The following is a 13051-nucleotide window of genomic DNA, read 5'->3' as shown; positions in this document are numbered from 1 at the left end:
GTGAGCTCAGTCCCCAATTGTAGTCCCAGTCATGTATGGGAATCGTTTCCATCGGGGAACGCCACCTGACTGGCGTCCGGAGGTCAGCTTCGTGTCGACCGCTTGCCCGCTTTGCGCAAACGCTTGCCGGGCAGGCCCGGCAACGGCGCCAGCAGCGCCTGCACGTCTTCTTCGCTGAAGCGTGGCCCCGTAGCGCCGCCGCCTTCGAGAATCGAGTCGGCCAGCGTGGCCTTGCGCTCCTGCAGCTCGGCAATCCGTTCTTCGATGCTGCCTGCGGCGATCAGCCGGTAAACGAACACCGGCTGCTGCTGGCCGATGCGATGGGCGCGATCGCTGGCCTGGTTTTCGGCCGCCGGATTCCACCACGGGTCGAAGTGGATGACGGTATCGGCGGCGGTCAGGTTCAACCCGACGCCACCTGCCTTCAGGCTGATCAGGAATACCGGCACCTCGCCCTGCATGAAGCGCTGCACCGGCGTGGCCCGGTCCTGGGTGTCGCCGGTCAGGGTCACATAGGCCAAGCCCAGCTGATCCAGTGCCTGCGCGATCAGCGAAAGCATGCCGGTGAACTGCGAGAACACCAGGACGCGCCGGCCTTCCTCGACCATCGAAGGCAACATGTCGCGCAGCAGCTCGAGCTTTGCCGAACCGGCATTGCGGGCCGGGGTGTCGCCCGGCAGCAGGCGCGGATCGCAGCAGACCTGGCGCAGCTTCAGCAACGCATCCAGTACCACGATGTGGCTGCGCGCCAGCCCGCTGCCGCTGATGGCTTCGCGCACCTGCTTTTCCATCGCTGCGCGCACGGTTTCATAGAGATCACGCTGGCCGCCTTCCATTTCCACCGCGCGGGTAATGACGGTCTTGGGCGGAAGCTCTGACGCCACCTGGTCCTTGCGCCGGCGCAGTATGAACGGACGCAGCCGTTGCGCCAGCAAGGTGGCGCGGCGGTGGTCGCTGCCACGTTCGATCGGATGGCGCCAATGCTGGTTGAACTGTTTCTCGCTGCCTAGCAGGCCGGGCAGCAGGAAGTCGAACTGCGTCCACAGCTCGCCCAGGTGGTTTTCCAGCGGCGTGCCGGTCAGGCACAGCCGGTGGCGCGCCTGCAGCGTGCGCAGGGCGATGGCCGCGCGTGACTTCGGATTCTTCACCTGCTGGGCTTCATCCAGAATCAGCAGATGGTAGGTATGTGCCTGCAGCGCCTGCTCGTCGCGCCACAGCAGAGGGTAGGTGGTCAGTACAAGGTCGTGCCCGGCAATCGCCTCGAACAGCGTTTCACGTGCCGGCCCGTGCAGGGTCAGCACGCGCAGGCCCGGGGTGAAGCGTGCCGCTTCGCTCTGCCAGTTGTGCAGCAGCGAAGTGGGCACCACCAGCAGCGCCGGACGGTCCAGGCGACCGGCTTCCTTCTCGACCAGCACATGCGCCAGCGTCTGCACGGTTTTGCCCAGGCCCATGTCATCGGCCAGTACGCCCCCCAGGCCCTGCTGGCGCAGGTACTGCAGCCACGACAGGCCTTCGCGCTGATAGGCACGCAGCGTTGCCACCAGCCCTGCCGGCGGCGGCACTTCGCCCACTGCGGGTGCCTGCATCAGCCGCTGCACCAGAGCCTGGGTGTCCTTGCGCCCCCGGAACTGAAGGCGCGCCGTGTCCTGCAGCGCCTGCAGGCGGCCACGGTCAAGCGCAGACAGGCGCAGCGGCGCGCCACGCTGGGCGAACAGGTCCGCCAACAGGGCCATGATCGGTTTCAGTCGTGCGGCCCGCAATGCCAGGCGCGCGTTGTCGCCCGTCGTCAACAGGATGTTCTCATCGTCGCCGATGGCGTCCAGCTGGCCACGCATCCATCGGGGATCGGACTGCAGCACCTGCTGCAGCAGCGGAACCATCGACACGTTGCGGCCTTCCACCTGGATGTCCAGGCCCAGGTTGAACCAGCCCGCATCCGCCGGGTCCGCCTGGATGTCCAGGTCGATCTCCTCCACCCGGGTGATGCGATGGCGGAAATCCTCGTCCGCCTCCACCTTCCAGCCCAAGGCTTCCAGGCGCGGTACGTCGTCCAGCAGGAACCGTGTCCAGTCATGGGTGCGCAGCTGGAACTGAGGTCCTGCGCCCTCCAGTGGCGCCCGCGGCGCCGTGTCGCGATGCAGCCCCACCGTGCGCAGCTCGGCCTCGCGCCGTGATTCCTCGGCCAGGTCGCGGGGCAGCAGCGCAAGCTGGCCCTCCGGATCGTGGGCGAACAGGCTCGGATCATCCAGGAACCGCACGTGCTCGTCGTATTCGAAGGCCACGGTGGCGATATCGGCCCATTGCGAAGGGTCGCGTGGGCCGAGCCACGGCGGACGGAACTCGACCGTATGCAGGCGCAGCACGGGGGTCATGGCGCTGATCTGCAGCGTAGGCAGTGTGTCGCCTGCACCGGGGCGCGGCAGCGCGGGGTCGATCTGTTGCAGCAGTTGCGCCACGATCGGTTCCTCATCGGGGAGCAGGTGGGGAAGGGCGAGGAACGCGTCCGCGTCCTCTGGCTTGACGTCCAGCAGGAGAAGGCCGACTTCACCGGAGACCGGATCCAGGTAACCGGCACTAGATCCCAGTACGAGGCCTTCCGCATCGCCTTCCACGCTCAGTGCCGGCGCCAGCAGCAACCTGCCGTGAGTCGTCTCTGCGCTCCACCCCAACGTACCGCGACGTGGTGTGCCGGGCCTGGCCGGCACGCGATCATGCATGCCACATGACACCCAGCCATGCCCGCTGGACACGATCGACTGCAGGATCGTGCCGACGTCGAACCACTCCGGCGGTTTCACCGACTGATGCAGGGCCCACAGCTGCGCCACCGCGGCCAGGTCGGCCTGCGTCAGGTAGGCGGGCGGTTCCAGCAACAGCTGAGGGGTGATTTCCTGCCACTTGTCGAACTCGATCGTGTCATCGAGGGCGTACTTGACGCGACGGAGCAGGATGGAAGGCCGGTGATTGAACGTGGACAGCTCGAAGATGATGCCGTTTCTACGTGACCGGGGAGGCTGGGCTCTGGCGGACTGCCAGCGTGACAGCTGTTCCAGCAGTTCGCGGCGTGGCGACTGGACCGGTTCGTGCTCCGACGCTGGATCGTCATCGCCCAGGTCTGCTGCATCCAGCATGTGGGCGACCAGCACGGCCGCCACGTGCTTGCAGTGATGGCCGACAGGGCACGAGCATTCACTTTTCAGGCGGCTGCGAGGATGGCGCAGGCTGGCTTCCAGATCGATTTCCACCCTGTAGGGATATCTGGCCGAGCCTTTCACTTCGGCGATGAGCATTCCACTGGTCAGATGCATGTTGCGGACGCCGGACAGGCAACGTTCGCTCTTTTCCAGTGTCCACGCGTCCATCCAGCGGAGCAGGTCTTCTTCGGTGTAGGTATGGGCCATCAACGAGGGTGGGCCGGGCATGGGGCCGGCCATTGGCAGGGGAACCAAGCATTCTACGGAACCCAGTGCGATGCCCGTGCAATGCTGCGGCGCATCCAGGCCCTTCGCCGCCCTCCAGCTAGAATGCGGTCATCCTCAACGTGCAGGGTAGTACAGCAATGCAGCAATCGACTTCCACCGGCAAGCGCAGCAAGCGCTTCGCCAGTGCGGCGGAGGCCCTGCAAGGGGTGGTCGCCGATGGCCAGACGCTGGCCGTGGGCGGCTTCGGCCTGTGTGGCATTCCCGAGGCATTGATCGCGGCGCTGCGCGACAGTGGCGTCAAGGGCCTGACCGTGATCTCCAACAATGCCGGCGTCGATGGTTTCGGCCTGGGCCAGCTGCTGGAAACGCGGCAGATCAAGAAGATGATTTCGTCCTACGTGGGCGAGAACAAGGAGTTCGAACGGCAGTTCCTGGCCGGCGAGCTGGAGCTGGAGTTCAACCCGCAGGGCACCCTGGCCGAGCGGCTGCGTGCCGGTGGCGCAGGTATTCCGGCGTTCTTCACTGCCACCGGCTACGGTACGGTGGTGGCCGAGGGCAAGGAGACCCGCGAGTTCGACGGCAAGCACTACGTGATGGAAACTGCGCTGCGCGCCGACGTGGCGCTGGTCAAGGCCTGGAAGGCCGACGAGGCTGGCAACCTGGTGTTCCGCAAGACCGCGCGCAACTTCAACCCGGCCTGCGCGATGGCCGGCAAGGTCTGCATCGTGGAAGTGGAGGACGTGGTGCCGGTCGGTGCGATTGATCCCGACCAGGTTCACCTGCCGGGCATCTATGTGCACCGCATCGTGCACAACGCGCATCCTGAGAAGCGAATCGAACAGCGCACCAGCCGCGCGGAGGGCAACTGACATGGCGTGGACCCGCGATGAAATGGCGGCCCGTGCCGCCCAGGAACTGACCGATGGCGCCTACGTGAACCTTGGCATCGGCCTGCCGACCCTGGTCGCCAACCACATTCCCGACGGCGTGGATGTGTGGCTGCAGTCGGAGAACGGCCTGCTCGGCATTGGCCCGTTCCCGACCGACGCCGAGGTCGACGCCGACCTGATCAACGCCGGCAAGCAGACGGTCACCGCACGTGCGGGCGCCAGCTACTTCGGCAGCCACGACAGCTTCGCGATGATCCGCGGTGGCCACGTCAACCTGGCCATCCTCGGCGCCATGCAGGTCACCGACAAGGGCGATCTGGCCAACTGGATGGTGCCCGGCAAGATGGTCAAGGGCATGGGCGGCGCGATGGACCTGGTCGCCGGCGTGCAGCGCGTGGTGGTACTGATGGAGCACACCGCCAAGAACGGCGAGCACAAGATCCTGGCCGAATGCACGCTGCCGCTGACCGGCGTGGGCGTGGTCGACCGCATCATCACCGACCTGGCGGTGTTCGACGTCACCGATGCTGGTCTGGTGCTGGTGGAAGCGGCGCCGGGTGTCAGCAATGACGAACTGAAGGAAAAAACGGGCGTGGCGTTCGCGCGCCGCTGACGTTCCGGGGCGGCCTTCGGTCGCCCCCCCTTTCCCTTGGGGCGCCCATGCTGTTCCCCCACGACCTTCCCGATGCCGACGTCCGCCACCTCCCGGCCTGGCTGTCTCCCGCCGAGGCCGATGCCTTGCAGCGCGATCTGCAAGCCGGCGTGCCGTGGGAGGTCCATCGCATCCGCATGTTCGGCAACTGGGTGGATTCGCCAAGGCTGAGCTGCTGGATTGGCGATCCGCAGGCGCGCTACCGCTATTCCGGGGCTGAATTCGTTCCGCACCCATGGCCACCCGCGTTGCAGGCCGTGCGTGAGCGCTTGCAGGCAGAAGGCTTCGGCCACTTCAACAGCGTACTGCTGAACCGCTATCGCGGCGGCGGCGACTACATGGGATGGCACAGCGATGACGAGCCGGAGTTGGGTCCGGCCCCGGTGATTGCGTCGCTGAGTCTGGGCGCATCGCGTCGATTCCTGCTGCGCCGGCGCGATGATCCGGCGCGCAAGGCCGAGTACCTGCTCGGCCATGGCGATCTGCTGGTAATGGCGGGGCAGACGCAGAGGTTCTACCAGCACGCGCTTCCGAAGATGGCGCGGGTGCAGGGTGAGCGGATCAACCTGACGTTCCGCTGGATTGCGCCGCGCTGATCGATCAGCGCGCGACGTTAGGCTGGTCGGCCTGCCCGCTCACCAGTGTCCACCCCACCACATCCTGCGCCAGTTGCTGCAGGCCACGTTCGAACGCCGCGGTCACCGCCGGTACGTCGGTGCTGCCGACCGGCTGCGCCTGGCGGAACGTACGGTCGGCCACCACGCGCTGGTCGGCGACGTGGATCAGCTTGGCGTTGACCTCGATCACCACGGTCGGCGTGGCCTGGCCCTGGTAATCCGATTCGAAGCGGCGCACGTCGGTGGACAGCTTGTAGTCGGCACGGATGCCGGCGGTGCTGCGCGCCACGCCGCGGATGCGCCCGGAATCCTCGAAGCCGCGCAGCAGGGTGTCCTCGATCATGTCGGTGGCCGGCTGTGCCCAGCTGGCGCCCTTGTAGATTTCCATCTGCGAAGGCGTCGGCCGCACATTGATGCGCGGGCTGTCGACCAGGCGCGCGGCGCTCGGCTTGGCCAGTACCAGCTGCCAGCTGGCCTGTGGCCACGCCGGGTCGGCCTTCACCTGCACCGAGGGCGAGTACAGCGTCACTGCGGTTTTCTCGCTGCTGCCAAGGATGGAGCAGCCGCCCAGCAGGGCGACCATCGAAGCGGCCAGCAGCAGGCGCGGAAGGGGGGGCGGGCTCATTTGGGTTCGAACTCCTTCGGTGCGTCGCGGCCCAGCAGGTAGCGCGCGGGGTTGTTCTCGAGGCGGTCGCTGACCCGGCGCAGGTCGCGGATCAGACCGCGCAGTTCGGTCAGCGTCGGACCCAGCTGGCCAAGGCCATCGTTGGCAAAGCTGTTGATCGCGGCGCGGTTCTCGCCAAGGATCGAATCGGCGTTGCCGGCGGCCGAGTCGAGCTTGGCCAGGGTGGCATCGAGCTTGTCGATGATGCCCGGCAGCTGCTGCACCAGGTTCCTGTCCAGGCGCTCGATGGTGCCGTTGGTGGTCTTCAGCGTGGTGTCCAGGCTACGGGCGGCATCGCGCGCGCTGAGCAGCAGCGCCTGGGTACCCTGGTCGCGGTCGGCCAGGCCACCGCTGATGGTCTCCAGGTTGGCCAGCGTTGCATTGATCGAGGCTACATTGCGGTCGCTGAGGATCTGGTCCATGCGCTCGACGATGCGGTTGGCAACATCGGTGATGTTCTGCAGCGCCGACGGCGTGGTCGGTATGATCGGTGCCGGGTCCTTGTTGACTGTGGTCAGCGCCGGCGACTGCGGCGTACCGCCGCTGAGCTGGATGATCGACGGGCCGGTGAGGCTGGTGATCGCCAGCTTGGCGCGGGTATCGGTCTTGACCGGCGTGGTCGAGTTCAGGCGGATGCGTGCGACCACCTGGCGCGGGTCGTCCGGCACCAGGTTCAGTTCGACGATCGACCCGACCGCGATGCCGTTGTACTGCACCGGGCTGCCCACCGACAGGCCGGTCACCGCCTCGCGGAACACCACGCGGTATTCCTGCCAGGTGCGGTCGGAAGAGTACTTGGCCGCCCACAGGCCGAACGCCAGCAGGGCCAGGCCGGTGATCAGGGTGAACGCGCCGATCAGCACGTAGTTGGCTTTGGTTTCCATGGCTCAGGCACTCTCGATCTGTTCGCCACGCGCGGCGCGCGCGCGGGGTCCGTGGAAGTATTCCTGGATCCACGGATGATCCAGTTTCTCGATTTCCGGGAGGGGGGCGTTGGCAACGACCCTGCGGTCGGCCAGCACGGCCACGCGGTCGCAGATGGCGTACAGGGTGTCCAGGTCGTGGGTGATCAGGAACACGGTCAGCCCCAGCGCTTCCTGCAGGGTCTTGATCAGTCGGTCGAACGCGGCCGCGCCGATCGGGTCGAGGCCGGCGGTGGGTTCGTCCAGGAACAGCAGCGGCGGGTCCAGCGCCAGCGCCCGGGCCAGGCCGGCGCGCTTGCGCATGCCGCCGGACAGCTGCGAGGGCAGCTTGTTGATCGCGTCGGCGGGCAGGCCGGCCAGCTTCACCTTCAGCAGTGCCAGCTCGTAATGCCAGCGCTCGGGCAGTTCGCGGTGGTGTTCCTTCAGCGGCACCTGCACGTTCTCGCCCACGGTCAGTGACGAAAACAGTGCGCCGTCCTGGAACAGCACGCCGGTGTTGCGTTCGATGTGCAGGCGGCTCTCGGCGTCGTCGGCACGCGCGTCGCGGCCCAGCACTTCGATCTGGCCTTCGTCGGGCGTGCGCAGGCCCAGGATGGAGCGCATCAGCACCGACTTGCCGGTGCCGGAGCCACCGACCACGCCCAGGATCTCGCCGCGACGCACGTCCAGGTCCAGGTCTTCGTGCACGGTCTGGCTGCCGAAACGGTTGACCAGGCCGCGCACGCGGATGGCCAGCTCGTGGCCGTCGTCGTCCTGCATGGGAATGTCTTCGGGCGTCGGATGCGTGCTCATGTCACCAGCCCATGTGCATGAACCACAACGCCGCGAAGGCGTCGATGATGATCACCAGCGAGATCGTCTGCACCACGCTGGAAGTAGTGCGTTCGCCTACCGACTGTGCCGTGCCTTCGACCTTCAGGCCTTCCAGGCAGCCGATCAGGCCGATCACCAGCGCGAACACCGGCGCCTTCGACAGGCCGACCAGCATGTGCCGCACCTCCATGGTCTCGTGCATGCGCGCGATGTACATCTGCGGCGGGATGTCGAGGTCGAACGCACCGACGGTGATGCCGCCGGCCAGGCCGGCGATCATCGCGATGAAGGTCAGCAGGGGCAGGGTGACCAGCAACGCCAGCAAGCGAGGCAGCACCAGCAGGTCGACCGGGTCCAGGCCCAGCGTGCGCATCGCATCGATTTCCTCGCGCGCCTTCATCGCGCCGATCTGTGCGGTGAAGGCGCTGGCGGTACGGCCGGCCAGCACGATCGCGGTCAGCAGCACCGCGAACTCCCGCAGGAAGGCGATGTTGACCAGTTCGACCACGTAGATCTCGGCGCCGAAGTCGCGCAGGATGGTCGAGCCGAGGAAGGCGATCACCGCACCGACCAGGTAGGACAGCAGTGCCACCAGCGGCACCGCATCCAGCCCGACCTGCTCCATCTGGTGCACGGTGGCGGTAAGGCGGAAGCGGCGCGGTTCCTTGACCAGGCGGGCCGCCTTGACCAGGTTCTCGCCGAGGAAACTGCACAGCGCCTTGATGTTGTGGCCGGTGGCATGGACGCTGACACCCAGCCGCTCCAGTGCCGCCAGCACGCCGAAGTCGCGCTTGGGCTTGGGCCGGTCGTCGGCGACTTCCTCGATGGTGCACACCAGCGCCTGGTGATCCGCGCGGAACTTCAGTGCGTCTTCGCCGAGGTCGGCGCGATGGGCCACGCGCAGCACCTGCAGCACGCCGGCCGAATCCATCTTCTCGATGGCGGTGGCATCGATGCCGGTCAGCGTGTCAGGAACGCCACGCAGGACCTCGGCCGCGGCCAGCGCGGTCTTCAAGGTCCAGGTGCCGGACAGGCGGATCACGCCCGGATCATGGGCGTCCTGTTCGAGCTGGGGGGCGTGGTTCGGGGTCACTTGGGCCATTCCGGTCGCAGCATAACGTTCTGTATTGGCCATCGCGTCGAACTCGGATGAATTTCTCCGGTCAGGCCCCGCCTAGGTAATACTACGGCGCATGTCCGCAGATGCTCACACGATCCCCACGCCCCAGGCCACCTACGCGCAGCGGGTGGCCTTCGTTTCCGAGATCGCCGGACGCCTGCACAGCTATGGCACCACGGCCCAGCGCCTGGAAACGGCGGTGGTGGCACTGGCTCGCCAGCTCGACCTGGATTGTGAACCGTGGTCGAACCCCACCGGCATCATCCTCAGCTTCAGCGATCCGGCGCAGGCGATCGGCTCCAGTGACATCACCCGCGTGATCCGCCTGGCGCCCGGCGAGAACGACCTGCACAAGCTCAGCGTCGCCGACCATATTGCCGAAGAAGTGGCCAACGGCCGGATGAGCATCGCCCAGGGCCACACCGCGCTGCGCCAGCTGGACAAGGATCCGGGCCGGCGCGGCAAGCTGCGCACGATCCTCTCGTTCACCCTTGGCGCGGCCGGCGTGGCCGGCATGTGGAAGCTGCCGTGGCTGGACATTGCGACCGCCGGTGTCATCGGCCTGATGATCGGCCTGCTCGGCATGGTCACCGACCGTCGCCCGGCCACCCGCGAAGCCGCCGAGGCACTGGCCGCGCTGTTGGCCGGCCTGGTCGCCACCCTGGTTGCGTCCTTTATTGGTGCGCTCAACCTCAACACGGTGATCATCGCCTCGCTGGTAGTGCTGCTGCCCGGCATGTCGCTGACCAATGCGGTCAACGAACTGGCCAGCCAGCACTGGGTATCGGGCACCGCGCGCTTTGCCGGCGCGCTGACCACCATCATGAAGCTCAGCGTCGGCGCGATGATCGCGGTGACCCTGGCCGACGTGCTCGGCCTCGACCCGGTGATCCGCGCGGCTCGGCCGCAGGGGCCGTGGGTGGAGTGGGGCTCGCTGCTGACCGCGGCATTCGCGTTCGCGATGCTGTTCAAGGCCAATCGTCGCGACTATCCGTGGGTGATTGCCGCCTCGGTGGCCGGTTATGCGATCTCCAAGTTTGGCGGCCACGCCTGGGGCGCGCCGGCCGGCATCTTCCTGTCGGCGATGCTGCTGACCGCCGGTGGCAATCTGTTCGGTCGTCTGGTCGGGCGTCCGGGCGCGATCATCCGCCTGCCCGGCATCATCATGATGGTGCCCGGCAGCACCAGCCTGCGCGGCGTGCTGACCCTGGTCCAGCAGCAGGACGTGGGCGCCGGCCAGAGCGTGTTCCTTACCGTGCTCAACGTGGTGATGGCACTGGTGGCCGGCCTGCTGTTCGGCAATCTGCTGATGCCCGCCCGCAAGACTCTGTAGAGCCGAGCCCATGCTCGGCTTCGGATATGGATAGCCGAGCGTGGGCTCGGCTCTACAAACAAAAAACGCCGGCTTTCGCCGGCGTTTTTCATTGCATCCCGATCCGGCCTCAGGCCTTCTTGATCAGGAAATCTTCCGGCTTCTTGTTGCCCTTGGCAGTCAGCTCAGCCATCCAGCGCGGCTGCTTGCCACGGCCGGTCCAGGTTTCCTTGGGGTTGGCCGGGTTGCGGTACTTCGGGGCAACCTTGCCCAGCTTGCGGCCGGCGGTCTTCGACGGGGCCTTGGCGGCCGGAGCGGCCTTGCGGGCACGCGTGGCCGGGGCGCTGCCGAAAAGTTCTTCGATGGTGTAACCCTCGGTCTTGGCCAGCTTGGTCAGCTGGGCCCGGACCTTGGTGATCGGCCGGCGCTTGGCGACGATGGTCTGCTGCTTCTTGGCGGTACGGATCAGGGCGCCCAGCTCGCGTGCTGACAGGCCGGTCAGGTCAATGCTCATTTACGGTTACTCCGGAAACTAATGTGTGGACGGGACAAGCCAGTCCATGGCGTCGGCGGACAGAATAGAGATGAATTAATCACAGCACAAATGCAGGCGGGTCATGGCGTGGCGGCATGCAGGCGCCGTCGCGGTGATTTTGACCGGATTATGTCCGCTGCAATATCGGGGAAGACCGCGGCAGAAAAAAAGACCGGGGCAGGGCCCGGTCTTTTTCCTGATCAGCCCTGCAGACGCTGCAGCAGGGAGGCCTTGTCCAGGCTTTCCGCTTCGCTGGCGCGGCGCGAGCGGTATTCGTAGGTACCGGCGGCCAGGCCGCGTTCGCTGACCACCACGCGGTGCGGGATGCCGATCAGTTCCATGTCGGCGAACATCGCGCCCGGGCGCAGGCCGCGATCGTCAAGCGCCGCGTCCAGGCCGGCATCGCGCAGTTCCTGCAGCAGGTTGGCCGCAGCGTCGGCCACGGCAGCATCGCCCTTCGGGTTGATCACGCACACCACCACCTGCCACGGCGCCATCGCGTCCGGCCAGATGATGCCGGCATCGTCATGGTTCTGTTCGATCGCGGCAGCTACCACGCGCGAGATACCGATGCCATAGCAGCCCATCGCCATCACCGCCGCCTTGCCGTTTTCATCCAGCACGGTGGCATCCAGCGCTTCGGCGTACTTGCGACCGAGCTGAAACACGTGGCCGACTTCGATGCCACGGGCGATCTTCAGTTCGCCACCGTCCAGTGCGCGGTCACCGGCACGCACGTTGCGGATGTCCGCCACTTCCGGTTCCGGCAGGTCGCGGCCCCAGTTGACGCCGGCCAGGTGGAAGCCGGTTTCGTTGGCGCCGACGACGAAGTCCGACATCGCCGCCACTTCGCGATCGGCGACCACGCGAATGGGCTTGGCCGGGGCGACCGGGCCAAGGAAGCCCGGCACGCTGCCCAGGTGCTCGGCGATCTCCGCCTCGCTGGCGAAGCGCTGCTCGTCCAGGCCGGCAACCTTGGCCAGCTTGATCTCGTTGACTTCATGGTCACCGCGCACCAGTACCAGCACGAACTGCTGTGCCTTTCCTTCACCCGCGATCAGCGCCACCGACTTCACCGTGCGCTGCAGGTCGATGCCGAGCAGGGCCGCGACCTCCTCGCAGGTCTTCTGGGTGGGGGTGTCGACCTTGCGCATGGCTTCGCTGGCGGCCGCACGCGGCGCCGGATCGGCGGCAATCGCCGCTTCCATGTTGGCCGCGTAGTCCGAGCCGGTGGAGAACACCAGCGCGTCTTCACCGGAATCGGCGATCACGTGGAATTCCTGCGACGCATCGCCGCCGATTGCGCCGGAGTCGGCCTGCACCATGCGGAAGTCCAGGCCGAGGCGGGTGAAGATGCGGCTGTAGGCCGACTTCATGTTCTCGTATTCGCGCACCAGGCACTCGTCGTGCAGGTGGAACGAATAGGCGTCCTTCATCAGGAACTCACGCGAACGCATCACGCCGAATCGCGGGCGGATCTCGTCGCGGAACTTGGTCTGTACCTGGTAGAAGTTCACCGGCAGTTGCTTGTAGCTGGACAGCTCGCTGCGCGCGAAGTCGCAGGCTGCTTCCTCGGCGGTCGGGCTGTAGCAGAACACCTGGTCCTTGCGGTCCTTGATCTTCAGCAGCTGCGGGCCGAACTTCTGCCAGCGCCCGGTCTGCTCCCACAGTTCCTTCGGCTGGATGGTCGGGATCTGGAATTCCACGGCACCGGCGCGGTCCATTTCCTCGCGCACGATGCGCTCGACCTTGCGCAGCACGCGCAGGCCCAGCGGCGACCAGGTGTACAGGCCCGATGCCAGCTTGCGGATCATGCCCGCGCGCAGCATCAGCCGGTGGCTGGTGAGCTCGGCGTCGCTGGGGGTTTCCTTGGTGGTGTGCAGGTGGAACTGGGAGAGGCGCATCGTCGGCTTCGGATAACGGCAGAGACGCCTATTCTGCCAGCCCGGCCGGGGGGGGGGGTATCGGCAGGGCTGCGCCCTGCACCCGCCGTAGTGCCGGCCGCTGGCCGGCAACCTCAGAAGCAACAGTCGAAGCAACAGCGGGCTTCCCGTGGGATGGCGGGGTGGGTCAGGTTGCGGGGGACGCCGTAAACCCATCCCT

Annotated in this window: 11 protein-coding genes; 4 read left to right on the top strand and 7 right to left on the bottom strand. The window is 66.7% G+C overall.

Annotation, left to right across the window (positions count from 1 at the left end; genetic code table 11):
* Nucleotides 1–83: 83 nt before the first annotated feature.
* Entirely contained in the window at nt 84–3401 is a 3318-nt protein-coding gene (locus tag BN1263_RS10500; protein ID WP_058981028.1) for a DEAD/DEAH box helicase, read from the bottom strand.
* Nucleotides 3402–3559: 158 nt separating this feature from the next.
* On the opposite strand from BN1263_RS10500, the gene BN1263_RS10495 reads away from it, so the two are divergent.
* Genes BN1263_RS10495 through BN1263_RS10485 form a run of 3 tightly spaced genes read left to right on the top strand, consistent with a single transcriptional unit; the run spans nt 3560 to nt 5560 of the window.
* Entirely contained in the window at nt 3560–4291 is a 732-nt protein-coding gene (locus BN1263_RS10495) for a CoA transferase subunit A (RefSeq protein ID WP_058981027.1), read from the top strand.
* Between the two features lies 1 nt (nt 4292).
* Nucleotides 4293–4925 carry a CoA transferase subunit B gene (locus BN1263_RS10490; protein WP_058981026.1) on the top strand — a complete coding sequence of 211 codons (633 nt, stop codon included), beginning with the start codon at nt 4293–4295 and terminating at the stop codon, nt 4923–4925.
* A gap of 47 nt (nt 4926–4972) precedes the next feature.
* The gene (locus BN1263_RS10485; RefSeq protein WP_058981025.1) at nt 4973–5560 is read left to right on the top strand and encodes an alpha-ketoglutarate-dependent dioxygenase AlkB family protein; all 588 of its coding nucleotides are present in this window, start codon (nt 4973–4975) and stop codon (nt 5558–5560) included.
* A 4-nt stretch (nt 5561–5564) separates the two neighbouring features.
* On the opposite strand, the gene BN1263_RS10480 is transcribed toward BN1263_RS10485, so the two are convergent.
* From BN1263_RS10480 to BN1263_RS10465, 4 genes are read right to left on the bottom strand one after another with little or no spacing between them, the layout of a single operon-like run.
* Nucleotides 5565–6206, bottom strand: a complete 642-nt coding sequence (locus BN1263_RS10480; protein WP_021202701.1) for an ABC-type transport auxiliary lipoprotein family protein — start codon at nt 6204–6206, stop codon at nt 5565–5567.
* Nucleotides 6203–7129 carry an MlaD family protein gene (locus tag BN1263_RS10475; protein ID WP_019660980.1) on the bottom strand — a complete coding sequence of 309 codons (927 nt, stop codon included), beginning with the start codon at nt 7127–7129 and terminating at the stop codon, nt 6203–6205. The genes BN1263_RS10480 and BN1263_RS10475 overlap by 4 nt, the downstream gene beginning before the upstream one ends.
* A gap of 3 nt (nt 7130–7132) precedes the next feature.
* Complete coding sequence (locus tag BN1263_RS10470) at nt 7133–7960, bottom strand: ABC transporter ATP-binding protein (RefSeq protein WP_021202702.1); 828 nt, start codon at nt 7958–7960, stop codon at nt 7133–7135.
* A 1-nt stretch (nt 7961) separates the two neighbouring features.
* On the bottom strand, nt 7962–9083 hold the full coding sequence (locus BN1263_RS10465; protein ID WP_058981024.1) for an ABC transporter permease: 1122 nt from the start codon (nt 9081–9083) through the stop codon (nt 7962–7964).
* 91 nt (nt 9084–9174) lie between these two features.
* Between BN1263_RS10465 and BN1263_RS10460 the strand changes: the two genes are divergently transcribed.
* On the top strand, nt 9175–10434 hold the full coding sequence (locus BN1263_RS10460) for a threonine/serine exporter family protein (RefSeq protein ID WP_019660983.1): 1260 nt from the start codon (nt 9175–9177) through the stop codon (nt 10432–10434).
* A gap of 109 nt (nt 10435–10543) precedes the next feature.
* Here BN1263_RS10460 and BN1263_RS10455 read toward each other — a convergent pair whose 3' ends face one another.
* A complete protein-coding gene (locus BN1263_RS10455) occupies nt 10544–10927 on the bottom strand; it encodes an H-NS histone family protein (RefSeq protein WP_010480700.1) in 384 nt (127 codons plus the stop codon).
* Between the two features lie 221 nt (nt 10928–11148).
* Complete coding sequence (locus BN1263_RS10450; protein ID WP_058981022.1) at nt 11149–12852, bottom strand: proline--tRNA ligase; 1704 nt, start codon at nt 12850–12852, stop codon at nt 11149–11151.
* Nucleotides 12853–13051 lie beyond the last annotated feature (199 nt).

The sequence above is a fragment of the Stenotrophomonas thermophila genome, from assembly GCF_001499715.1.
In the GTDB taxonomy this organism is placed as follows: domain Bacteria; phylum Pseudomonadota; class Gammaproteobacteria; order Xanthomonadales; family Xanthomonadaceae; genus Stenotrophomonas; species Stenotrophomonas hibiscicola.
This window is presented reverse-complemented; position numbering and strand designations above follow the sequence as displayed.